Annotated in this window: 19 protein-coding genes; 11 read left to right on the plus strand and 8 right to left on the minus strand. The window is 75.3% G+C overall.

The window, feature by feature from the left end; all coding sequences use genetic code 11:
• Nucleotides 1–30: 30 nt before the first annotated feature.
• Entirely contained in the window at nt 31–5,028 is a 4,998-nt protein-coding gene (locus OMK64_RS06875; protein WP_272727338.1) for an ATP-dependent helicase, read from the minus strand.
• Between the two features lie 93 nt (nt 5,029–5,121).
• Here OMK64_RS06875 and OMK64_RS06880 point away from each other — a divergent pair, with 93 nt between their 5' ends.
• From OMK64_RS06880 to OMK64_RS06900, 5 genes are all read left to right on the plus strand, one after another.
• Nucleotides 5,122–5,355, plus strand: a complete 234-nt coding sequence (locus OMK64_RS06880) for a DUF3046 domain-containing protein (protein ID WP_272727339.1) — start codon at nt 5,122–5,124, stop codon at nt 5,353–5,355.
• A 7-nt stretch (nt 5,356–5,362) separates the two neighbouring features.
• On the plus strand, nt 5,363–7,456 hold the full coding sequence (locus OMK64_RS06885) for an alkaline phosphatase family protein (protein WP_272727340.1): 2,094 nt from the start codon (nt 5,363–5,365) through the stop codon (nt 7,454–7,456).
• On the plus strand, nt 7,453–8,250 hold the full coding sequence (locus tag OMK64_RS06890) for an MBL fold metallo-hydrolase (protein ID WP_272727341.1): 798 nt from the start codon (nt 7,453–7,455) through the stop codon (nt 8,248–8,250). The genes OMK64_RS06885 and OMK64_RS06890 overlap by 4 nt, the downstream gene beginning before the upstream one ends.
• Before the next feature lie 265 nt (nt 8,251–8,515).
• On the plus strand, nt 8,516–9,556 hold the full coding sequence (gene recA, locus OMK64_RS06895) for a recombinase RecA (protein WP_272727342.1): 1,041 nt from the start codon (nt 8,516–8,518) through the stop codon (nt 9,554–9,556).
• A gap of 8 nt (nt 9,557–9,564) precedes the next feature.
• Nucleotides 9,565–10,149 carry a regulatory protein RecX gene (locus tag OMK64_RS06900; protein ID WP_374694066.1) on the plus strand — a complete coding sequence of 195 codons (585 nt, stop codon included), beginning with the start codon at nt 9,565–9,567 and terminating at the stop codon, nt 10,147–10,149.
• A 113-nt stretch (nt 10,150–10,262) separates the two neighbouring features.
• On the opposite strand, the gene OMK64_RS06905 is transcribed toward OMK64_RS06900, so the two are convergent.
• Entirely contained in the window at nt 10,263–10,709 is a 447-nt protein-coding gene (locus tag OMK64_RS06905; protein ID WP_272727344.1) for an Hsp20/alpha crystallin family protein, read from the minus strand.
• A gap of 295 nt (nt 10,710–11,004) precedes the next feature.
• Between OMK64_RS06905 and rny the strand changes: the two genes are divergently transcribed.
• A complete protein-coding gene (gene rny / locus OMK64_RS06910) occupies nt 11,005–12,570 on the plus strand; it encodes a ribonuclease Y (protein WP_272727345.1) in 1,566 nt (521 codons plus the stop codon).
• A gap of 269 nt (nt 12,571–12,839) precedes the next feature.
• On the opposite strand, the gene OMK64_RS06915 is transcribed toward rny, so the two are convergent.
• The 4 genes from OMK64_RS06915 to OMK64_RS06930 form a co-directional block, all read right to left on the minus strand.
• Complete coding sequence (locus OMK64_RS06915) at nt 12,840–13,703, minus strand: amino acid ABC transporter permease (protein WP_272727346.1); 864 nt, start codon at nt 13,701–13,703, stop codon at nt 12,840–12,842.
• Nucleotides 13,700–14,389, minus strand: a complete 690-nt coding sequence (locus OMK64_RS06920) for an amino acid ABC transporter permease (protein WP_272727347.1) — start codon at nt 14,387–14,389, stop codon at nt 13,700–13,702. Before OMK64_RS06920 ends, OMK64_RS06915 begins: the two co-directional genes overlap by 4 nt.
• 108 nt (nt 14,390–14,497) lie before the next feature.
• Nucleotides 14,498–15,364: a glutamate ABC transporter substrate-binding protein gene (locus tag OMK64_RS06925; RefSeq protein WP_272727348.1), complete on the minus strand. Its 867-nt coding sequence runs from the start codon at nt 15,362–15,364 to the stop codon at nt 14,498–14,500.
• Between the two features lie 96 nt (nt 15,365–15,460).
• A complete protein-coding gene (locus OMK64_RS06930; protein ID WP_272727349.1) occupies nt 15,461–16,249 on the minus strand; it encodes an amino acid ABC transporter ATP-binding protein in 789 nt (262 codons plus the stop codon).
• Nucleotides 16,250–16,437: 188 nt separating this feature from the next.
• Between OMK64_RS06930 and miaB the strand changes: the two genes are divergently transcribed.
• Nucleotides 16,438–18,021 carry a tRNA (N6-isopentenyl adenosine(37)-C2)-methylthiotransferase MiaB gene (gene miaB / locus OMK64_RS06935; RefSeq protein WP_272727350.1) on the plus strand — a complete coding sequence of 528 codons (1,584 nt, stop codon included), beginning with the start codon at nt 16,438–16,440 and terminating at the stop codon, nt 18,019–18,021.
• 30 nt (nt 18,022–18,051) lie between these two features.
• Here miaB and OMK64_RS06940 read toward each other — a convergent pair whose 3' ends face one another.
• Complete coding sequence (locus OMK64_RS06940) at nt 18,052–18,573, minus strand: type III secretion system chaperone family protein (RefSeq protein WP_272727351.1); 522 nt, start codon at nt 18,571–18,573, stop codon at nt 18,052–18,054.
• A gap of 13 nt (nt 18,574–18,586) precedes the next feature.
• Nucleotides 18,587–19,186 carry a type III secretion system chaperone family protein gene (locus OMK64_RS06945; RefSeq protein WP_272727352.1) on the minus strand — a complete coding sequence of 200 codons (600 nt, stop codon included), beginning with the start codon at nt 19,184–19,186 and terminating at the stop codon, nt 18,587–18,589.
• An 82-nt stretch (nt 19,187–19,268) separates the two neighbouring features.
• On the opposite strand from OMK64_RS06945, the gene OMK64_RS06950 reads away from it, so the two are divergent.
• The 4 genes from OMK64_RS06950 to OMK64_RS06965 are packed head-to-tail and all read left to right on the plus strand — an operon-like array spanning nt 19,269 to nt 22,499.
• A complete protein-coding gene (locus tag OMK64_RS06950; protein WP_272727353.1) occupies nt 19,269–20,123 on the plus strand; it encodes a class III extradiol ring-cleavage dioxygenase family protein in 855 nt (284 codons plus the stop codon).
• Nucleotides 20,120–21,076 (plus strand): tRNA (adenosine(37)-N6)-dimethylallyltransferase MiaA, encoded by a 957-nt coding sequence (gene miaA, locus OMK64_RS06955; RefSeq protein WP_272727354.1) that lies wholly within the window; start codon nt 20,120–20,122, stop codon nt 21,074–21,076. Before OMK64_RS06950 ends, miaA begins: the two co-directional genes overlap by 4 nt.
• Complete coding sequence (gene dapF / locus OMK64_RS06960; RefSeq protein ID WP_272727355.1) at nt 21,073–22,065, plus strand: diaminopimelate epimerase; 993 nt, start codon at nt 21,073–21,075, stop codon at nt 22,063–22,065. Before miaA ends, dapF begins: the two co-directional genes overlap by 4 nt.
• The gene (locus tag OMK64_RS06965) at nt 22,062–22,499 is read left to right on the plus strand and encodes a TlpA family protein disulfide reductase (RefSeq protein ID WP_272727356.1); all 438 of its coding nucleotides are present in this window, start codon (nt 22,062–22,064) and stop codon (nt 22,497–22,499) included. Before dapF ends, OMK64_RS06965 begins: the two co-directional genes overlap by 4 nt.
• Nucleotides 22,500–22,531: the final 32 nt, after the last annotated feature.

A 22,531-nucleotide genomic window follows, 5' to 3' on the forward strand; every position in this document is an offset into this window, starting at 1 on the left:
CTGTCCCCGCAGACGCAGCCCGCGGGGCCGTCACGACTGTCCCCGCAGACGCAGGCCGCGTGGGGTCGGGGTGAAGCCGGCCGCGACGAGCGCCTGACCCACCGGCCCGTGCAGCGCGCCGTCGGCCAGCACCTCCGCACCGTCGAGCCGCGTGACCGTGAGCCGGCCCGTGTGGCGGTTCCGAACCGTCTCGGCGAGCCCGTGCGCCGCGGCCTCGAGGACGGCGCCGTCGGCGCTGAACGACAGGGCGGTGCGGCCGCCCCGCTCGAGGTACAGGACGAGCGCACCGTCGACGAGGACGACGAGCGCCCCCGCCTTGCGTCCCGGCCGGTGCCGCCCGGGCGTGGACGCGGGGGTCGGCCGCGTCGGGTCCGCCGGGCCCGGCGCGTCGCGGTCGACGTCGCCGCTCGGCCACGCGAGCGCGGCGCCGTAGGGGTTGGCCGGGTCGGTGGCGGCCAGCACGACGACGACCGGTCCCTCGCCCTCGGCGCGCAGGGGCGTGCCGTGCGGGTCCTCCGTCGCGTCGGCGGCGCGCTCGGCGGCCCGCTCGACCACCTGCGCGTCGACCCGGAGGCGGTCCACGGCGCCCGGGAGCGCGAACTGCGAGCCGCCGAGCCGCTCGACGAAGTACCCGCGGCGCACCTGGCCGCCGTTCTCGAGCGCCGTGAGCACGCGGTACACGTCCGCGAAGCGCGCGCCGAGCCCCTCCGACGGCGCGACGGCGCGCGTCAGCACGCCGTGCCGGTCGAGCAGCTGGGCGGCGGCCGCGTGCGCACGCAGCGTGGGGTCCGGCTCGCGCCCGGGCACGAGCGACCAGCGGCCGCCCGCAGCCGCGGCCGAGGCCGTGCCGACCCCGCCGGACGTCCCCGCGCCTCCCGCGGCGCCGGCCGGCCCGCCGTCCGCGGCGTACGCGCGCAGACCCGCCCGCAGGCCGAGCCGCGGACGCAGCGCACGACCGCGCGGCGACGGGGCGCGGGTGCGGTGCGCCGTCGTGCCGGTGCCGAGCCACGCGCGCAGCGGCGCGATGCTGTCGTTGGTGACGAGCCCGGCCCACACGAGGTCCCACAGCGCGGTCGCGACGTCGGTCGACGACGGCGGCGTCTCCTCGGGCGACGTGACGCGCACGCGCTCGACGAGCTGGTGCAGGAACCAGGCACCGCCGCCCGCGAGGGCCTCGAGCACGCCGTCGTGCAGCACCGTCGAGGTCGGGTCGTCGGCGTCGCGCTCGCGCGCGGGCGGCAGCGTCAGGTCGGCGACGGACGTCGGGTGCAGCGAGACGAGCCCGTCGTGCCCGGCGAGCGCGCCGTGCCCGGCCCACAGCACCTCGCCCGCGGCGGTCAGCTCGTCGAGCATCCCGGGGGCGTAGTCGGGGACGCGTGCGGGCAGGACGTGCGTCTCCCACGCCGACGCCGGCAGCACCGCACCAGCGAGCTGCTCGACGACACGCGCGACCCCGTCGACGCCGCGCAGCGACGCCGTCCCCGCGGTGCGTCCCGGCAGCCGCACGGGCTGCACGCCCTGCCAGCGCGGCAGGAAGACGCCGAGCGCCTGCGGGTCGACGGGCTCGACCTGGGCGCGCAGCGCGGCCAGCGACCGGCGCCGGAGCGTCCGCAGCACCTGCGCGTCGCAGAACTCGTCGCCCGTCCCGCCGAGCTCGTCGGGTCGCAGGCGCCCGTGCACGAGCACGCCCGTGCTCTCCATGCGTTGCAGCACGTCCGACACGACCGCCACGCCGAACCCGAACCGCGCCGCCGCCGAGGCCGCCGTGAACGGTCCCCGCGTGCGCGCGTGCCGGCGCAGCAGGTCACCCACCGGGTCGGGGACGAGCTCGGTGAACACCTCGGGCACGCCGACGGGCAGCGCGACACCGAGCGCGTCGCGCAGCCGCCCGGCGTCCTCGACCGCCGCCCACTGCTCCGCGCGCTCGGACGGCAGCCCGCCGAGCCGGACCCGGATCGCCCGCCGGGCGCGGGCCAGGTCGTCGAGCCACGCGGGCACGTCGCCCCGGTGGTCCTCGACGACGCGCTGCGCCGCCTCGTCGACCGTCAGCGGACCGTGCCGGCGCAGCACGTCGGCCAGACCCTCGAGCGACGACACCTGGCGGTCGGGCGCGGTGCCGGCGAGCTCCGCCTCGGTCCGGACGACCGCCGCGGGGTCCAGCAGGTCGGCGAGCTGCGACTCGCCGCCCTGCCCGAGGAGCTCCGCGAGGAGCGTGGGATCGAGCGTGAGCGCCGCCGCACGCCGCTCCGCGAGGGGCGCGTCGCCCTCGTACAGGAACTGCGCGGTGTAGCCGAACAGGAGCGCCTGCGCGAACGGCGACGGCTGCTGCGTCGTCACCTCGACCACGCGCACGCGCCCGTTGGCGACGTCGCGCATGAGCGTCGTGAGCGCCTCGGTGTCGAAGTCGTCCTGGAGGCACTCGCGCACCGCCTCGAGCAGGATCGGGAAGTCCGGGTACTGCGCCGCGACGGACAGCAGCTGGGCGGACCGCTGGCGCTGCTGCCACAGCGGCTGGCGGCGGTCAGGGCGGCGACGCGGGAGCAGCAGCGCGCGGCTCGCCGCCTCCCGGAACCGCGCGCCGAACATCGCCGACGAGCCGAGCTCGGAGCGGACGGTGTCGAGGACCTCGGCGGGGTCGACCAGCAGGTCGTCGAGGCCGACGGCCGGGCCGGCGTCCGCGTCGCCGCCGTCCGCCCACGCGTCGTCGCCGATCACGTCGGGCAACCGCAGGACGATGCCGTCGTCGGCGTGCATCGCGGCGGCGTCGACGCCGTACCGCTCGCGCAGCCGCGCCCCCACGACGATCGCCCAGGGCGCGTGCACGCGTGCGCCGTACGGGGAGTGCAGGACGACGCGCCAGTCGCCGATCTCGTCACGGAACCGCTCGACGACGAGCACGGTGTCGGTGGGCAGGTCGCCCGTCGCCGCGCGCTGCTCGCTCAGGTACGTCAGCAGGTTGTCGGCGGCCCACGGGTCGAGCCCGGCCGCCTCGACGCGCGCGCGTGCGGCGGGCTCGGGCAGGGTGCCGAGCTCGCGCACCCACGCGCCCATCGCGCGGCCGAGCTCCGCGGGCCGGCCCTGCGAGTCGCCCTTCCAGAACGGCAGCCGCCCGGGGACGCCCGGTGCGGGCGTCACGAGCACGCGGTCGGGCGTGATGTCGTCGATGCGCCACGTGCTCGACCCGAGCGTGAACGTGTCGCCGACGCGCGACTCGTAGACCATCTCCTCGTCGAGCTCGCCGACGCGCCGGCCGCCGCGGACGCGTCCGCCCGTGCGCTCGGCGTCGACCGGGACGTCGCTCGTCGTCGCACCGCTCGCGAGGAACACCCCGAACAGCCCGCGGTCGGGGATCGTGCCGCCGCTCGTCACGGCGAGCCGGAGCGAGCCGGGCCGGGCCGTGAGCGTGTCGGTCACGCGGTCCCACACGAGCCGCGGCCGCAGCTCGGCGAACTCCTCGCTCGGGTAGCGGCCCGCGAGCATGTCGAGGACGGCCCGCAGCGTCGCGTCGCCCAGCGTCGAGAAGGGCGCGGCACGGCGGACGACGGCGGCGAGGTCGTCGACGGACCAGTCCTCGGTCGCGACCATCGCGACGACCTGCTGCGCGAGCACGTCGAGCGGGTTGCGCGGCACGGACAGCGGCTCGAGCGTGCCGCCGCGCATCCGCTCGGCGGTGACCGCGGCCGGGACGAGCTCACCCCGGAACGTGGGGAACACGACGCCGCGCGACACCGCGCCGACCTGGTGGCCCGCGCGCCCGACGCGCTGCAGCCCGCTCGCCACCGACGGGGGAGCCCCGACCTGGACGACGAGGTCGACCGCGCCCATGTCGATGCCGAGCTCGAGCGAGCTCGTCGCGACGACCGCGGGCAGGCGGCCGGCCTTGAGCTCGGACTCGGTGCGGGTGCGCTCCGCGCGGCTCATCGAGCCGTGGTGCGCGCGCGCGAGGATCGTCTCCGCGGTGCGCGTGTCGACGCCGACCGCGGTCCCGGACTGCGCGGGGACGGCCGCAGGCCGCAGCGTGCCCGGGTCCGGCACGTCCTCGCCCTGCCGGGTGGCCCACACCTCGTTGATCCGGGCCGTCAGCCGTTCCGCGCCGCGCCGCGAGTTGGTGAACACGAGCGTCGAGCGGTGGTCCGCGACGAGGTCGACGACGCGCTCCTCGACGTGCGGCCAGATCGACGGGCGCGCGAGCGGGCGGTCGGCCTCGCCCGTGAGGTCGAGGTCGGGCAGCGGCGTGCCGGCGCCCGCCGCCGTCCCCAGCTCCGTAAGGTCGGGCACCGGGACGACGACGTCGACCTCGATCTGCTTGGTCGACGGCGGCTGCACGACGGTCACCGTGCGCCCACCCTGGGCCGCGGGCCGCGCACCGCCGAGGAACTCGGCGACGGTCTCGACCGGCCGCACGGTGGCCGACAGCCCGATCCGCTGGACCGGTCCCGGGCCGTCGGGACGGTCCAGGAGCGCGTCGAGCCGCTCGAGCGACAGCGCCAGGTGCGCGCCCCGCTTCGTGCCCGCGACGGCGTGGATCTCGTCGACGATGACCGTGCGGACGCCCGCCAGGCCCGACCGGGCCGCCGAGGTCAGGACGAGGTAGAGCGACTCGGGCGTCGTGATGAGGATGTCGGGCGGCTTGGTCGCGAACGCCCTGCGCTCGGCGGGCGGGGTGTCGCCCGTCCGGATGCCCACCGACACGTCGGGCAGCGTCCGACCGAGCCGCGCCGCCGCCTGCCGGATGCCGACGAGCGGGGACTGCAGGTTGCGCTCGACGTCCGTCGCGAGCGCCTTGAGCGGCGACACGTAGACGACGCGGCAGCGCGCGGCCGGGTCCTCGGGCGGCTCCTGCGTCAGCAGGCCGTCGAGCGCCCACAGGAACGCGGCGAGCGTCTTGCCGGAGCCCGTCGGCGCGACGACGAGCGCGTGCTCGCCGCCCGACACCGCCGTCCACGCCCCGGTCTGAGCGGCGGTGGGGTGCTCGAACGCGCCGGAGAACCACGCCTGCGTCGCGTCGGAGAACCGGGAGAGCACCACCGCGTCATCGTGCCAGGCGGCGCCCACACCCGCGCCCCGCGCGTCCCTCCGACGGTGTGGGCGGAGCGCGCGCGGGGTGGCAGGCTGTGGGCCGTGAGGTACCGCGAGTTCTGGGATCTGGTCGACGACGTCCTGGGCAGCGCCCAGGGTCGCGCGCTCGTGCGCGAGCTCGTCATCGGCGAGCTCGACCACCGGACCGCGCAGCAGGCGCTCGACGACGGCGAGGAGCCCCGGACCGTCTGGCACGCCCTGTGCGACGCGCTCGGCGTCCCCGACGCGGCCCGCTGGGGCAGCGACCCGCACCGCGCCGCCCCGCCGAGGCGCTGACCGCCCGATGCCCGCCGACGAGCGCCCCGACCGCCCGCCCCGCCGGTGGGTGCCGACGCTCGCCGACGTGGGCGACGTCCTGCTCGGGCTCGCGACCACGGCCCTCGGTCTCGGCGTCGCGATCGCGCTCGTCGACGGCGTCACCGCCGCGTCGCCGCTGGGCGTCGTGGTCGTCGCGCTCGCGGTCGCGGTCGGGGACCTCCTCCTGCGCGCGCCGCTGCGCTGGTTCGCGGCCGTGGCCGGCGCGATGGGTGCGCTCGTCGCCGGGCTCGTCGTGCAGGTGGCCGTGGCGTGGGTCGCGCTCGCGTACGCGCCCGGCATCGAGCTCGACTCGGCGTGGGCGACCGCCGCCGTCCTCGTCGTCACCGCGGTCGTCATGGCCGCCGCGCGCTGGGTCTGGGGCGCGAACGACAGCGACTACGTGATCGCCGACGTCCTGCGCCGCGCGCGCCGCCACGCCCGTCGCTCCGGTGCGGCTCCCGACGGTGCCCGGCAGGCCGGGCTCCTCGTCGTCCAGCTCGACGGCGTCGCCGAGCCCGTGCTCCAGCAGGCGATCGAGGCCGGGCTCGCGCCGACGATGCAGCGCTGGCTCACCGACGGCACGCACCGGCTCGAGCAGTGGTGGGCGCGCGTGCCGTCGACGACCCCGGCGAGCCAGGCCGGCCTGCTGCACGGCGACTCCACGCAGATCCCGGCGTTCCGCTGGTGGGACCGCGGGCTGGGACGGCTGGTCGTGACGAACCACCCCGTCGACGCCGCGCTCGTCGAGACGCGCCTCACGACGGGCAAGGGCCTGCTCGCGGGCGGCGGCACCGCGGTGTCGACCATGTTCTCCGGCGACGCCGCGTCGTCGTACGTGGTGATGAGCCGCACGCGCAGCCGCGGACCCGACGGCGAGCGTGCCGGGCTGGGTCCCGGGCCCTCGTTCCTGCGGTTCTTCGCGAGCCCGTTCGTCCTCGCGCGCGCCGTCAGCCTGTCGCTCGGGGAGATGGTCAAGGAGCTCTACCAGGCCCGACGCCAGCGCGTGCGCGACGTGCGCCCCCGCATCTCCCGTGGCGGCTGGTACGTCGTGCTGCGCGGTGTGACCAACGTCCTCATGCGCGACCTGTCGACGTCGCTCGTCGCGGAGGCGCTCATGCGGGGCGACCCGACGGTCTACGTCGACCTCGTCGACTACGACGAGATCGCGCACCACGCCGGCCCCACCCGGCCGGAGTCGATGCGCTCGCTCGAAGGGCTCGACCGGGTCCTGCGCACGCTCGAGGCCGTGTGCGCCGTCGCGCCGCGGAGCTACCGGATCGTCGTGCTCTCCGACCACGGGCAGGCGCTGGGGGCGACGTTCGAGGACGTCGAGGGCCGCAGCCTGCTCGACACGGTCCGGGCGCTCATGGCCGCACCCGCGGCGCCCGGCGTGCAGAGCGGCACGGGCGAGGACTGGGGTCCGCTCAACGCGCTGCTGACGTCGGCGTTCGGCGGCGGTCGGACGTCGACCGTCGTCGGCCCCGACGCGCGGGACCTGCGCGCGGCGCGGGAGGGGACCGCCACGGGCGACGTGCCCGAGGTCGTGGTCGTGGGGTCCGGCAACCTGGGGCTCGTCTGGTTCCCGCGCACGCAGCACCGGCTCGCGCTGGAGGACCTGCAGGAGCGGTGGCCGGGGCTCGTCGTCGGGCTGGCCGCGGTCCCGACCGTCGGCGTCGTCGTCGTCGACACCCGTGACCGGGGTCTCGTCGCGATCGGCGCGCGCGGGCTCGTGCTGCTGGAGCAGGACGACGCGGAGCCCGAGGGCGAGGACCCGCTCGCGCCCTACGGGCCGCGCGGACGGGCGGACCTCGTGCGCGCGGCGCGGCTCGCGCACTCGGGCGACCTCCTGCTCGTGTCCACCGTGTCCGACCGCGGGCACGTGCACGCGTTCGAGGGGCAGGTGGGGTCGCACGGTGGCATCGGAGGCGACCAGAACCGCGCCCTGCTGCTGCACCCGACGGACTGGCCCGTCGACGACGACCTGCGCGAGGACGTCGGCGCACGGCCGATGCTCGTCGGCGCCGAGGCCGTGCACGCGCAGCTCGTGCGGTGGGCGACCGCGGCGGGGCTGCGCCCGTGACGGCACCCGGCACGCTGCGGCTGCGCTGGCTCGGTCACGCCACGGTCGCGCTCGACGTCGACGGGGTGCGGATCCTCACCGACCCGCTGCTGCGGGGCAACGCGGGCCTGCTGCGGCGCCGCGGGGAGGCGCCCGACGCCGCGCACTGGGAGGGTGCCGCCGCCGTCCTCGTCTCGCACCTGCACCACGACCACGCCGAGCTCGGGTCGCTGCGCCTGCTGCCCGGCGCGCCCGTGCTGTCGGCCCCGGCAAACGCGCGCTGGTTGCGCGCGCACGGCGTCGACGGCGCGCTCGGGCTGCCCGACCACGTGTGGTGGTCCGTCCCGGGCTCGGACGTGCGGATCCAGCTCGCGCCGGCCGTGCACGCCGACCGGCCCATGCCGCACCGCCCGAACACCGCGCACGGCTTCCTCGTCGACGCGCCCTCGGGCCGCGTGTGGTTCGCGGGCGACACCGCACCCTTCGCCGCGATGGCCGACCTCCCGGCGCTGCTCGGCGGCCCCGTCGACCTCGCGCTCGTGCCCGTGGGCGGATGGGGTCCGCGCTTGTCCGGCGGCCACATGGACCCGTCGCAGGCCGCGCGTGCGTGCGCGGTCGTCGGCGCCCGGGCGGCCGTGCCGGTGCACTGGGGCACGCTGCACGCGCCGGTCTCGCGCCGCCTGCCGCCGGGGTGGATGGACCGCGCAGGGCCGGCGTTCGCGCACGCCGCGGTGCGGTACGCGCCGCGCTGCCGCGTGCACGTCCTGGCGCCGGGGGAGCAGGTCGAGGTCGTCGGGCACGCCGCGCAGGCCTGACCCTGCCGGGACGACGCGGCGTCGTGGGAGCCCGTCGGGACGACCCGGCGACACGCGCGGCGTGTCGGCTTCCGTCGAACACGTGTTCGGGTAGTGTCGACCGCGGGTGACACGGCCGAGCCGTCCACAGCCCCCGTCCGGCAGCGCCGGTCCACGGGCTGACGGGGGACGCGGCCGCATGTCGGTGGTCGGGCATAGCGTCACCCACGACGAAGACCAGCCCCCGCAGGCGCAGCCGGACGCTGCTCGAACGACGAGGTGGAACATGCCCGCACCCCAGGACCGCGAGAAGGCCCTCGAGGCCGCTCTCAGCCAGATCGACCGCCAGTTCGGCAAGGGCTCGGTCATGCGCCTCGGCGACGAGGGGCGCCCGCCGGTCGAGGTCATCCCGACCGGCTCGATCGCGCTCGACGTGGCGCTCGGCATCGGCGGCCTGCCGCGCGGCCGCATCATCGAGGTCTACGGGCCGGAGTCCTCCGGCAAGACGACCGTCGCGCTGCACGCCGTGGCGAACGCGCAGAAGGCCGGCGGCATCGCGGCGTTCATCGACGCCGAGCACGCGCTCGACCCCGAGTACGCCAAGAAGCTCGGCGTGGACACCGACGCGCTGCTCGTCTCGCAGCCGGACACCGGTGAGCAGGCGCTCGAGATCATGGACATGCTGATCCGCTCGGGCGCGATCGACATCATCGTCATCGACTCGGTCGCGGCGCTCGTGCCCAAGGCCGAGATCGAGGGGGAGATGGGCGACAGCCACGTCGGCCTCCAGGCCCGCCTCATGTCGCAGGCGCTGCGCAAGATCACCGGTGCGCTCAACGCGTCGGGCACGACGGCGATCTTCATCAACCAGCTGCGCGAGAAGATCGGCGTCTTCTTCGGCTCGCCCGAGACGACGACCGGTGGCAAGGCGCTCAAGTTCTACGCGTCCGTCCGCATGGACATCCGCCGCATCGAGACCCTCAAGGAGGGCACCGACGCCGTCGGCAACCGGACCCGCGTGAAGGTCGTCAAGAACAAGATGGCGCCGCCGTTCAAGCAGGCCGAGTTCGACATCCTGTACGGCGTCGGCATCTCCCGCGAGGGCAGCCTCATCGACCTCGGCGTCGAGCACGGCTTCGTCCGCAAGTCCGGTGCCTGGTACACGTACGAGGGCGACCAGCTCGGCCAGGGCAAGGAGAACGCCCGCAAGTTCCTCAAGGACAACCCCGACCTCGCGGACGAGATCGACAAGAAGATCAAGGAGAAGCTCGGCGTCGGGGCCCGGGTCGACGCGCCCGCGGACGCGCCGGCGCCGGTCGACTTCTGAGGCGCGGCTTGTCCCGCACGAGCACGGGTCACCGTCGGGGGCGCGGCAGCGAGCCGCCCCCGACGGGGTCCGCCGCACAGGACGCGGAGCCCGATCCCGAGTCGGTCGCTCGTGCCATCGCGCTCCGCATGCTGACCGGCGCGCCGCGCAGCCGAGCGCAGCTCGCGGAGGGCATGGCGCGACGTGACGTGCCCGAGGAGGTCGCCGAGCGCGTCCTCGATCGTTTCACCGAGGTGGGTCTCGTCGACGACGTCGCCTACGCGGAGACCCTCGTCCGGACGCGGCACGCCGAGCGTGGGCTGTCACGTCGGGCGCTCGCGGTCGAGCTGCGGCGCAAGGGGGTCGCGGACGAGGACGCGGAGCGCGCGCTCGAGCAGGTCGACGCGGACGACGAGGAAGAAGCCGCCCGACGCCTGGTGCGCCGCCGGCTGGCCTCGACCGTCGGGCTCGACGCCGCGACCCGCACGCGTCGGACGTTCGCGGCGCTCGGCCGCAAGGGCTACTCGCCGGGGCTCGTGTCGCGCCTCGTCCGGGAGGAGCTCGCGACCGAGGGCGTGGACCCCTCAGGGCTGGCAGAGCCCGACTTGGACTGATCTGCGCGCGGACGACCCCCGCACGAGCGAAGGCCCCCGCGACCCGATGTGGTCGCGGGGGCCTTCGTGGTCCCACGGGCTGCCGGAGGGGGCCCGTGGATCGCGCCGCGACGTCACGCGGAGGTGTGGGCCTCGCTGCTCGTGCCGATCTGCGCGGTGGACGCACCGTGCTGCACCTCGATGCGGCGCGGCTTCGCCTCCTCCGCGACGGGGATCGTCAGCGTGAGGACGCCGTCGGTGTAGGTCGCGCTGATGGAGTCGAGCGCCAGGCCGCGGCCCACCGTGAGCTGGCGGGCGTACGTGCCGACGGGCCGCTCCTTGGCGAGCCACTGCACGTCCTGCTCGGTGCGCGCCGACCGCTGCGCGCGGATGGTCAGCGTGCGGTCCTCGACGTTGACGTCGATCGTCCCCGGGTCGACTCCCGGCAGGTCGACGTGCAGCACGTAGTGGTCGCCCGAGCGGTACAGGTCCATCGGCATGGTCGCCGACGCGCGGTCCGCGGCGAACATCTGGCCGAGCATCCGGTCCATCTCCTGGAACGGGTCGAAACGGGTAGCCACGCCCCTCACCTCCTCGTCGTCGGGTCGCGGACCTCCCGCGACCCGGGTGCTTCCCGGCGACCTGCCGCCGGGTTCGGCTACATCTCCTGTGTTAGCACTCTCGGTGCGCGAGTGCCAGTCCTTCGGCGGCGCTGTTCGCGCTCGGAGAACACCGGTGACGCCGCGCGGCGGGGTACCAGATCGCTCGCGCCGGACGTGTCGGCGGCGAACGTGCAGCACGTGCGGCGCGCGGTGGGTGAGAATGTCGCCAGAGGTCGGGAGCGCGCGCCGCGGGCCCCGCACGACGGGAGGACACGTGGAGCCAGGTCCCATCGCCACGGTGATCGGGCTGCTCGGCGCGTGCCTGGTCGCCCTCATCCTCGTGCTCGTGGCCCGGCGGGAGGCCGCCGCTCAGCGCGCTCGCGCCGAGCAGGACGTGGCGAGCATCAAGGATGAGGCCCGTGCGCTCCTCGCCGACGCCGACCGCCGCGAGCGGCGGCTCGCGGAGCGCGAGCGTGCGCTCGCCTCGGACCGTGCGCAGGTCGAGGAGCTCGACCGCAAGGCGCGTGCCCGGGCGGAGGAGGCCGCCGACGCCCGGCAGGAGGCGGCGCGCCGGCTCGACGACGCCCAGCGGGAGGCGGACCGTCGCCTCGCCGCGGCCGAGCGCGAGGCGCAGGCCCGGCTGGCCGAGGCGGACGCGATCGCCGGACGGCGCGTCGTGGAGGCGGAACGCGACGCGCTCGCCGAGCTCGAGTCGACCAGCGGACTGACGCGCGAGGACGCGCTCGAGGAGCTGCGCCGTCGGCTCGTGGACCGGGCCGCGAACGACGCGGCCGCCCAGGTGCGGCGCACCGAGGCCCAGGCGCGCCGGACGGCGGAGGCGCGCGCCCGCCGGATCGTGACCACCGCGGTCCAGCGGACCGCGGTCGCGACCAGCGCGCAGGCCTCGACGACGTCGCTGGCGCTGCCGTCGGACGACATGAAGGGCCGCATCATCGGCAAGGAGGGGCGCAACATCCGCGCCTTCGAGGCGCTCACCGGCGTCAACGTGCTGGTCGACGAGCAGCCGGGCGCAGTCGTGCTCTCGTGCTTCGACCCCGAGCGCCGGGAGGTCGCCCAGGTCGCGCTCGAGGCGCTCATGGCCGACGGGCGCATCCACCCGCAGCGGATCGAGGCCGCGTACGCGGACGCGCTCGCGTCGGCCGACGAGCGCACCGACGCCGCGGGACACGACGCGGCGGAGCGTGCCGGCGTCGCCGGTCTGCACCCGGACCTCGTCCGGACCCTCGGGCGCCTGCGGCTGCGGACGTCCTACGGCCAGAACGTCCTCGAGCACCTGGTTGAGAGCGCGCTGCTCGCGGCGCAGCTCGCCGCGGAGACGGGCACCGACGTCGAGGTCGCGCGCCGCGGGGCGTTCCTGCACGACGTCGGCAAGGCGCTCACGGCCGAGGTACCCGGGACGCACGCGACCGTGGGCGCGGACCTCGCGCGGCGGCTGGGGGAGTCCGACGAGGTCGTGAACGCGATCGCGGCGCACCACGACGAGGTGCCGGCCCAGACAGTCGAGGCGGTGCTCGTGCAGGTCGCCGACGCGATCTCCGCCGCGCGGCCCGGGGCGCGGCGCGAGGAGCTCGACCAGTACGTCGAGCGCATGGACAAGCTCGAGCAGCTCGTGAGCGAGCACGACGGTGTCCGCCGCGCGCTCGTCATGTCGGCCGGGCACGAGGTGCGGGTCGTCGTGGAGCCGTCGGCGGTCGTCGACGCCGACCTGCCGCAGCTGGCCGTCCGGATCGCGCGCCACATCGAGCGCGACCTGGCCTACCCGGGCGAGATCAAGGTGACGGTCGTGCGCGAGACGCGCGCGAGCGCGACCGCCGGCTGAGCAGCGCCGGGAACGTCTGGCGCGCGCCGCGACGAGGCGGCTCGCGTGCGGCACGGTTCTCACGCGGCACGGTTCTCACGCGGCACCGTTCTCACGCGGCGCGGTGCGCACGCGTCCCGTGCGCACGCGGTGCGGTGCGTACACGGCGCGATGCGCGTGCCGCGCGATGCTCGTGTGGCGCGCGTGACGAGGCTCGTCCCGTCGCCGCCGAGAGGATCCGGCAGCGCAGGGCGGCGTCGACCGTCGGCGTCCGTCGCTGCGCTTCGCCGTCAGCGGCCCGTCGAGACGACGAGGCTCGGTGCCTCGGCGCGCGCGCGCCCCGCGGTGCGCCGTCCGACGCGCCCCGCGAGCAGCCCGGCGAGCCGGGTGAGCGCGTAGTTGATGACGATGAAGATCAGGGCGGCGACGACGAGCGACTGCAGGATGTTGCCCTGGCTCGAGCCGAGCCGCCGGGCCGCGTCGAGCAGCTCGGGGTACGTGATGATGTAGCCGAGCGCGGTGTCCTTGAGGATGACGACGAGCTGGCTCGCGATGGCCGGGAGCATCGCGATGAGCGCCTGCGGCACTTCTACGAGTCGCAGCGACTGGCCGCGCCCGAGCCCGACGGCGAGTGCGGCCTCGCGCTGGCCGCGCGGGAGGCTGTGCACGCCGGAGCGCACGAGCTCGGCGAACACCGACCCGTTGTACAGCGTGAGCGCGAGGACGACCGCGACGAGGGGGAGGTCGCTCGGCTCGAAGAACCGCAGCTGCGCGAGCCCGAGCCAGAAGAAGATCATCATGAGCAGGACCGGTACGGCGCGGAAGAACTCCACCACCGTGCCGCACACCGCGCGGACCCAGGCTGCCGCGGACAGGCGTCCGAGGCCGAACACGAGCCCGAACACCGCGGACGTCACGATGGCGATGCCGGCCGCGCGCAGCGTCCCCACCAGGCCCGGCAGCAGGTAGTCCACCCACGGGTCCGGCGTGAGGAAGACGGTCCACAGGCTCGGCTCGAGCTGCCCGTTGGCACCGAGCCGCGCGAGAGCCCACACCCCGATCGCGATGACGACGAGCGTCGCGGCGACGTTGATCCACACCATGCGCCGTCGGGTGCGCGGCCCCGCCGCGTCGAACAGGACGGTCTCGTTCACCGTGCCACCGCCCATCGGCGCGAGAGGGAGGTCGTCGCGAGCCCGAGGGGTACGACGATGATGACGAAGCCGAGCGCGAACGTGAAGAAGATCAGCAGGATGACGTCGGGCCGGAACTCGATCATCGTCTTCATGAGGCCGGACGCCTCGGCCACGGAGCCGGCTGCGGCGACCGTGGAGTTCTTGGTGAGCGCGATGAGGACGTTGCCGAGCGGTGCGACGGCCCCCCGGAACGCCTGCGGGAGGATCACGAGCCGCGCGGCGGCACCGAAGCCGAGCCCGATCGCGCGTGCGGCCTCCGCCTGCCCGACCGGCACGGTGTTGACCCCGGAGCGCAGCGCCTCGCAGACGAACGCCGCGTGGTAGACCGCGAGCCCGAGCACCGCGAGGCGGAAGAAGTTGGTCTGGAAGTCCTGCGAGAGCTGGATGCCGAGCTGCCCCCAGAGCCCGAGCACGCAGAACACGATGATGATCGTGAGCGGCGTGTTCCGCAGGAGCGTCACGTAGGTCGAGCCGGCCCACCGCAGGCTGGGGACCGGGGAGATCCGCATGACCGCGAGCGCGGTGCCGAGCACCAGGGCGAGCACACCCGCGAAGAAGGTCAGCTGGATGTTCACCCAGAAGGCGCCGACCACGTCGAACTCGCTGAAGAGCGACGTGAACTGCGCCCAGGTGCCGTCGTCCACCGGCACTCCTCTCGTCCAGGGGGTCTCCGGGGCGGGGGCGTGCGGCCCCGGAGCGATGCGGCCGGGTGGTCCGCGCGACGTCGCCGCGCGGACCACCCGGTGTCACGGTCAGGCGCAGGCGGCCTGCGCCGGCGGGTTGAGGTCGGCGTTGTACTCGAAGCCGGACGCGCCGACGTTCTTGTCGAGGAGCTCCTCCCACGTGCCGTCGTCGATCATCGCGGTGATGGCCTCGTTGATCGCCTCGCACTTGTCGGAGTCCATCGGCAGGCCGACGCCGTAGTTCTCCTCGGAGAACGGGTTGCCGACGACCTTGACCTTGCCCTCGTTGGCGGGGACGGCGGCGAGGCCGGCGAGGATGATGTCGTCGGTCGTGACCGCGTCGACCTGGCCCGCGGTGAGCGCGGTGACACACTCGGCGTAGCCGGGCTGCTCGAGCAGGTTGGTGCCCGCCGCGTACTCGTCCTTGATGCGCTGCGCGCTCGTCGAGCCCGTGACGGAGCAGAGGTTCTTGCCCTCGAGGTCCTCTGGTCCGGTGATGGAGTCGTCGTCCGCCGCGACGAGCAGGTCCTGCCCGGCGACGAAGTACGGACCGGCGAAGGAGACGACCTCCTTGCGCTTGTCGGTGATCGAGTACGTCGCGAAGATCATGTCGACCTGGCCGGTCTGCAGCAGGTTCTCGCGCTGCGCGGACGGGGCCTGGACCCACTCGATCTGGTCCTCGGAGTAGCCGAGCGCCTCGGCGACGGTCCGGGCGACGTCGACGTCGAACCCGGTGTAGTCCGACCCGTCCTTGAAGCCGAGCCCGGGCTGGTCGAACTTGATGCCGATCCGGATCGTGCCCTCGGCGCCGCCGGTCGTCTCGGTCGAGTCGCCGGTGGCGCCGGCGTCGGTGTCGTCGTCACCACCGCCGCTGGAACAGGCGGCGAGCGTGAGCGTGGCGGCGGCCGCGAGTGCGACCAGTCGTCGTGCGCGCATGGTGGTCCCCTTCTTCTGCGTGGACGTGCGGTGTGTCGGTCAGAGGGTCGGATCGTGTCCGGGTGGAGGTCGGGGGCGGGGTTCGGCTCGGTGCGGTCAGTGCGTGAGGATCTTCGACAGGAAGTCGCGGGCGCGGGCGCTCGTGGGCGCGGTGAAGAACGTCTCGGGGTCGGCCTGCTCGACGATCTGGCCACCGTCCATGAAGACGACGCGGTGCGCGGCACGGCGCGCGAACCCCATCTCGTGCGTGACGACGAGCATCGTCATGCCCTCGCGTGCGAGGCCGACCATGACGTCGAGGACCTCGTTGATCATCTCCGGGTCGAGCGCGGACGTCGGCTCGTCGAACAGCATGACCTTGGGGTCCATCGCGAGCGCACGCGCGATCGCGACGCGCTGCTGCTGTCCGCCTGACAGCTGGGCGGGGAGCTTCTGCGCCTGGTTCGCGACGCCGACGCGGTCGAGCAGCTCCATCGCGCGCGCGCTCGCGACCGACTTCTTGACGCCCTTGGCGCGCGTCGGGCCGAGCGTGACGTTCTCGAGCACAGTCTTGTGCGCGAAGAGGTTGAACGACTGGAACACCATGCCGACGTCGGCGCGCAGACGCGCGAGGTCGCGGCCCTCGGCGGGCAGCTCCTTGCCGTCGATCGTGATGGTGCCCGAGTCGATCGTCTCGAGCCGGTTGATCGTGCGGCACAGCGTCGACTTGCCGCTGCCCGACGGCCCGATGACGACGACGACCTCACCGCGGCGCACGGTCAGGTCGACGGACTGCAGCACGTGCAGGGGACCGAAGTGCTTGTCGACGCCGGTCAGGACGACGAGCGGGTCCCCGACGGGGCGGTCGGCGGCGGTGGGGGACGGTTCCGTCGCGAGGTCAGCCATTCGACGACGCTAGAGGGCACACGTCCGATCTGGCCACCCGTGGGGGTCACGGTTGTGCAACACCGCAGTCAAGTGCGCTGGCCGAGGGCTGCTGGACGGCGGTCCGCGACGGGCGGCCGCCGCCCTGCCGACGCGGGCCGGCACGGCGGTGCTGGGCGCGTGTCCGGCGGGTCGTACCCTTGTCGGTGATGTCCACGACCCTGCCCGCCCCGACGCCGCTCGCCCCCGAGGTCACCGGCGCGTCGCCGCGCACCTACCTCGTCAAGACGCTCGGCTGCCAGATGAACGTGCACGACTCGGAGCACATGGCGGGCATGCTCGAGCAGGCCGGGTACGTCCCGGCGACGGCGGAGGACGCCGCGGCGGAGGACGCCGACGTCATCGTCATCAACACGTGCGCGGTGCGGGAGAACGCGGCCGACAAGCTCTACGGCAACCTCGGTCGCCTCGCGGGCACCAAGCGCGCGCGCCCGGGCATGCAGATCGCCGTGGGCGGCTGCCTCGCGCAGAAGGACCGCGCCGGGATCGTCGAGCGCGCTCCGTGGGTCGACGTCGTGTTCGGCACGCACAACCTCGACGTGCTGCCCGTCCTGCTCGAGCGCGCGCGGCACAACGAGCGCGCCGAGGTCGAGATCGCGGAGTCGCTGCAGGTCTTCCCGTCGACGCTGCCGACCCGCCGCGAGTCCGCCTACGCGGGCTGGGTGTCGATCAGCGTCGGCTGCAACAACACGTGCACGTTCTGCATCGTCCCGCACCTGCGAGGCAAGGAGCGTGACCGACGGCCCGGCGAGATCCTCGCCGAGGTCGAGGCGCTCGTGCAGCAGGGCGCGATCGAGGTCACGCTGCTCGGGCAGAACGTCAACTCCTACGGCGTGGAGTTCGGTGACCGGGGTGCGTTCGCGAAGCTGCTGCGCGCCGCCGGCGCGATCGAGGGCCTGGAGCGGCTGCGCTTCACGTCGCCCCACCCGGCCGCGTTCACGGACGACGTCATCGACGCGATGGCCGCGACGCCGACCGTCATGCCGCAGCTCCACATGCCGCTGCAGTCCGGGTCCGACCGCATCCTGCGCGCGATGCGCCGCTCGTACCGCTCGGAGAAGTTCCTCGGCATCCTCGACCGCGTGCGCGCCGCGATGCCGCACGCCGCGATCACGACCGACATCATCGTGGGCTTCCCGGGCGAGACCGAGGAGGACTTCGCGGAGACGCTGCGCGTCGTCGAGGCCTCCCGCTTCGCGTCCGCGTTCACGTTCCAGTACTCGCCGCGTCCCGGCACGCCCGCCGCCGACCTGCCCGACCAGCTGCCGAAGGCCGTCGTGCAGGAGCGCTACGAGCGGCTGGTCGCGCTGCAGGAGCGCATCTCCCTCGAGGAGAACCAGGCGCAGGTCGGCCGCACCCTCGACGTGCTCATGGCCGAGGGCGAGGGACGCAAGGACGGCACGACCGAGCGTCGCTCCGGCCGGGCCGAGGACAACCGGCTCGTCCACCTCGCGCTGCCCGCGGGGCTCGCGCCGCAGGACGCCCCGCGACCCGGCGACGTCGTGACGGTGACCGTGACCCACGGCGCCCCGCACCACCTCGTCGCCGACTCGGGCGCGACGGGCGGCACGTTCGCGGTGCGCCGGACGCGCGCGGGCGACGCGTGGGAGGCCCGACAGGCCGGCGGTGACGCGCACGACCACGGGGGGTCCGGGGCGGCCTGCGGGACGGGTGCACCGGCTCCGGCGGGTCCCGTCGTGCTCGGGCTGCCGACGATCGGCCTGCGCGGCTGAGCTCCCGCGCGGTCGCTCCACGACGGGCGGTCAGTTGTCCGGCAGGTCCGGCGGGGGAGCGTCGTCGCGCGGCAGCAGGCCCTCGAGCGACGCGAACATCTGCACGCCGGTGCCGAGCCCGCACGCGACGAGCTGCGCGAGCTGCAGGTCCGTGACGCCGGGCTCGAAGTCGGCGGACACCTCGCTGTAGAGCGCGATGACCCCGTCCTCCTCGCGCAGGTACGCCTTGGGCCAGATCCGCTCACGGTTCCAGTCGTTGACCGCGAGGCCCACGGCCGCACGCTGCTCGAGCGCGAACGTGCGGTGCCAGCGCCCACGCACCTGGAGGATCTCCTGGTGCTCGCCGAGCATGAGGAACCAGAACCGGCTGCCGTCCCACGTCCCGGTGAGGTCGCCGTCCTCGTCGACGACGAACCGGTACCCGCGGCCGAGCAGGTAGTCGCCGATCCGGTCCCGTGTCAGGGGGCGCGGCGGCTCGTCGTCGGCCGACGGTCGCTTGGTGGGCTTGGGCAGCCCGCCGAGGACCCGCAGCAGCCAGCCGGGTCCGCTCATCGTGCCTCCTGCCTCATGGTGCGACCCCCGCGGGGTCGGGATAGCGCTCGTCGAGCGCGTCGAAGAACATGCTGCCGGTCGACAGCCCGCAGAACAGCATCTGGCTCAGCTGGGCGTCGGTCGCGCCGTGCTCGAGGTCGGTCGCGACCTCGGAGACGACGTGCACGCGCCCGTTGTCCCGCACCCGGACGTACGCCTTGGGCCAGATCCGGTCGGCGTTCCACTCGTTGCACAGGTCGAGCACCTCCTCGAGGCGCTCGATCGCGATCTCGCGGTGCCACTGCCCGCGGACCTGCAGGATCTCCGCCTTCTCGCCGAAGAGGAAGAAGTAGAACAGCCGGCCGCGCCACAGGCCGCCCAGGTCGCCGTCGTTGTCGACGAAGTAGCTGAACTGGTTCTGCGTCATCCACGCCGCGATCCGCGCGGGCGTCACGGCCGTGGGGACGTCCTCGGCGGGCTCGGCGACGCCCAGCTCGCGGGCCAGCAGCGCGGCGACGCGTTCGTGCAGCTCGTCGTCCGTGGGCTCCGGCGCGACGACGTCGCGCGAGGCGTGACGAACCGGCCGCTGGCGGCGCGCGAGCCAACGGCGGGCACGGTCGGCGAACGGTGCCATGCGGACGACCCTACCCGCGCCCGCCGACGCCGCGCGGTCACGGGCCGCGGTCGTCCGTCCGCCACCCGATACGGTCGGGGGCATGCTCGTCGCCGCGGCCCTGGTGCCCGACACCGCCCTCCTGGTCCCGGGGGTCTCCGGCCGCCACGACGCTCTTCCCGGGCTCCGCGACGCGGCGCTCGCCGCGGTCGCCCACGCCGTGGCGGGGGCCGCGTCGGTCGTCGTCGTCGCACCCGCGCGGCAGGCCGCCGAGCCGACCGGGACGCTGCGCGGCTCGCTCACCGCGGTCGGCGTCCCCGACGCGCTGCTCGGCTGGCCCGTGCCGGAGGTCGTCGTCGGCGACGCGGGTCCCGCGGTCGTGCCCGCGGTCGCGTCCGCCGTGGCCCTGCACCTGCTCGCGCGCGCCGGGTGGGACGGACCCGTGCGCGTCGTCGAGGTCGAGCGCGACCCCGCCGCCGCCGGGTCCGCCGCGGCGCTGGCCGCACGCGGTGCCGCGCTCGTCGCCGGGGCCGGGGGACCGCTCGCGCTGGTCGTCGTCGGGTCGGGCAGCGGTCGCCACGGTCCTGACGCCCCGCTGGCCGACGACGAGCGCGCGCTGGCGCTCGACGCGTCGCTCACGGCCGACCTCGCGCGAGCGGACCGGGCCGCGCGCGAGCGGATCGCGTCCCTCGACGCCGGGCTCGCGTCGGCGCTCGCCGTCTCCGGCTGGGCGTCGTGGCAGGTGCTGCTCGGCGCTGTCGGGACTCAGCACGTGGGGGCGACGCTCCTCGCCGAGGACGTGTCGCTCGGTGCGCACCACGTCGCCGCGCTGTGGCGGGTGACCGACACCCCGTCCGGGGCCGCGCCGACCGGCGTCCCGACCGCCGTCTCCGCGGCCGGCGCTGACTCGACCGGTGCCGCCGGGGTCGCCGACCCGTCGACGGGCACGGCGCCGTGAGCCTGGTCGTCGCGGTGGTCGGACCCACCGCCACGGGCAAGTCCGACCTGGGCATCGCGCTCGCGCTCGCGCTCGGCGGGGAGGTCGTCAACACCGACGCGATGCAGCTCTACCGCGGCATGGACATCGGCACGGCGAAGGTCCCCGTCGACGAGCGCCGCGGCGTCCCGCACCACCTCCTCGACGTGCTCGAGCCGTCCCAGGACGCGACCGTCGCGGATTACCAGCAGCGGGCACGCGCGACGCTGACCGACCTCGACGCGCGGGGTGCGCGCGCGGTCGCGGTCGGCGGGTCCGGCCTCTACGTGCGCGCGCTGCTGGACCACATGGAGTTCCCCGGCACGGACCCCGAGCTGCGCGCCCGGCTGGAGGAGCGCGTCGAGCGCGAGGGGTCGCGCGCGCTGCACGCCGAGCTCGCGGCCGCGGACCCGGTCGCCGCCGAGGGCATCGGACCGCGCAACGCGCGCCGGGTCGTGCGCGCGCTCGAGGTCATCGCGCTCACCGGCCATCCTTACTCGGCGTCGCTGCCCCAGCACGTCTACGAGGTGCCGGCCGTCCAGATCGGGCTCGACTGCGACCGGCCGACGCTCGACGCGCGCGTCGCCGGCCGCGTCGACCGCATGTGGGCCGCGGGTCTGGTGGCCGAGGTCGAGGACCTGCTCGCGCGCGGTCTCGGCCGGACCGCGTCGCGCGCCGTGGGGTACGCGGAGGTCGCGGCGATGCTGCGCGGCGAGCTCACGGAGCAGGAGGCCCGCGACGCGACGACCGCGGGCACGCGGCGGCTCGCCCGCAAGCAGATGGGCTGGTTCGGCCGCGACCCGCGCGTGCACTGGCTCGACGCGCAGGACCCGGACCTCGTCGAGCGTGCCCTCGACCTCGTCGCCCGGGCCGACGCCGGCACGCTCGGACCGGCCACCGACGACCCCGCACCGCGCCGTAGTCTGGGGTCATGACGACCGTCCCCGTGTCCGCCGACGCGCCCGCCGACCTGCCCCTCGCGGTCGGGCTCCCGGTGACCAAGGGCCACGGTACGCAGAACGACTTCGTGCTCGTCGACGACCGCGACGGCCTGCTCGACCTCACGGCGCCGCTCGTACGCGAGCTCGCCGACCGCCGCGCCGGGCTCGGTGGCGACGGTGTCATCCGTCTCGTCGCGAGCCGGCTGCTGCCCGAGGGTGCCGCGGTGCTCGCCGAGGACCCGGCCGCGACCTGGTTCATGGACTACCGCAACGCCGACGGCTCGGTCGCCGAGATGTGCGGCAACGGCGTGCGCGTCTTCGCGGCTTTCGCCCAGCGCCTCGGCCTGTGGGACGCCGAGGACGAGCTCGTCCTCGGCACGCGGGCCGGCGTGCGCCGCGTGCGCCGCGTGCCGGTGCCGGCCGGTCTCGACGACGACGTCTGGTACGCGGTCGACATGGGCCGCTGGTCGGTCCCCGGCGGCGACGAGGCCGTGCAGGCCGGTTTCGACGCGCAGGTGCACGTCCCGGGCCTCGACGACGTCCGCCCCGCGCTGTCGCTCGACGTCGGCAACCCGCACACGGTCCTCGCGCTCGCGGGCCCCGACGAGCTCGCCGCCGCGGACCTCACGCGTCCGCCCGAGGTCCGGCCCGTGCCGCCGCACGGCACCAACGTCGAGCTCGTCGTGCCGCTCACCGAGGACCGCGCCGCCGACGGCACCCTCGTCGGGCACGTCGCGATGCGCGTGCACGAGCGTGGTGTGGGGGAGACGCGGTCGTGCGGCACGGGCGCGTGCGCGGCTGCGATGGCCGTCCGCACCTGGGCCGGCGCGGGCGCGCCCGACGTCTGGCTCGTGGACGTGCCCGGCGGGACCGTGCGCGTCACCGCGCTCGCGGACGGACACGTCGAGCTCGCCGGACCGGCCGTCCTCGTCGCGACCGCGACGGTCGACCTCGCCGCCGTCGCGGGGGCCACGGGTCGATGACCGAGGCCGCGCGGACGACGCACGGCCCGGGGGACGCGCCGGCGACGGGCGTCGCCCCGGCCCTCCGCGGTCCGCGGGTCGCGCCGTCGTCGGACGTCACGCTGACCTCCGACGACCTGGGCGGTGCACCCCTCGGCGCGCGCGCCACGGTCGTGCAGTTCTCCAGCACGTTCTGCGTGCCGTGCCGACGCACCCGCCAGGTCGTGGAGCACGCGCTGCGCACGGAGGGCGGCGTGACGCACGTCGACCTCGACGTCGCGGACCACCTCGCGCTGGGCGAGCGGCTCGCGATCACCTCGACGCCCACCGTCCTGGTCCTCGACGCGACCGGACGCGTCCGTCGGCGCGCCTCCGGGGTGCCGTCGCTCGCTCAGCTCCGCGCGGCGGTCGCCGACGCGTCGGCCGCGCCGGCTCCCGAGGTCGCCTCCTCCTGACGGGCGGGACGGCCGGCCCAGGGGTGCCCCGC

The organism is Cellulomonas fimi, from assembly GCF_028527925.1.
GTDB lineage: Bacteria > Actinomycetota > Actinomycetes > Actinomycetales > Cellulomonadaceae > Cellulomonas > Cellulomonas fimi_C.

Excerpts from the sequence above, each read along its gene's own strand:
- OMK64_RS06885 (WP_272727340.1), top strand. The coding sequence starts at position 5,363 with ATGCCCGCCGACGAGCGCCCCGACCGCCCGCCCCGCCGGTGGGTGCCG.
- recA (WP_272727342.1), top strand. The coding sequence starts at position 8,516 with ATGCCCGCACCCCAGGACCGCGAGAAGGCCCTCGAGGCCGCTCTCAGC.
- OMK64_RS06925 (WP_272727348.1), bottom strand. The coding sequence starts at position 15,364 with ATGCGCGCACGACGACTGGTCGCACTCGCGGCCGCCGCCACGCTCACG.
- OMK64_RS06930 (WP_272727349.1), bottom strand. The coding sequence starts at position 16,249 with ATGGCTGACCTCGCGACGGAACCGTCCCCCACCGCCGCCGACCGCCCC.
- miaB (WP_272727350.1), top strand. The coding sequence starts at position 16,438 with ATGTCCACGACCCTGCCCGCCCCGACGCCGCTCGCCCCCGAGGTCACC.
- OMK64_RS06940 (WP_272727351.1), bottom strand. The coding sequence starts at position 18,573 with ATGAGCGGACCCGGCTGGCTGCTGCGGGTCCTCGGCGGGCTGCCCAAG.
- OMK64_RS06945 (WP_272727352.1), bottom strand. The coding sequence starts at position 19,186 with ATGGCACCGTTCGCCGACCGTGCCCGCCGTTGGCTCGCGCGCCGCCAG.
- OMK64_RS06950 (WP_272727353.1), top strand. The coding sequence starts at position 19,269 with ATGCTCGTCGCCGCGGCCCTGGTGCCCGACACCGCCCTCCTGGTCCCG.
- dapF (WP_272727355.1), top strand. The coding sequence starts at position 21,073 with ATGACGACCGTCCCCGTGTCCGCCGACGCGCCCGCCGACCTGCCCCTC.
- OMK64_RS06965 (WP_272727356.1), top strand. The coding sequence starts at position 22,062 with ATGACCGAGGCCGCGCGGACGACGCACGGCCCGGGGGACGCGCCGGCG.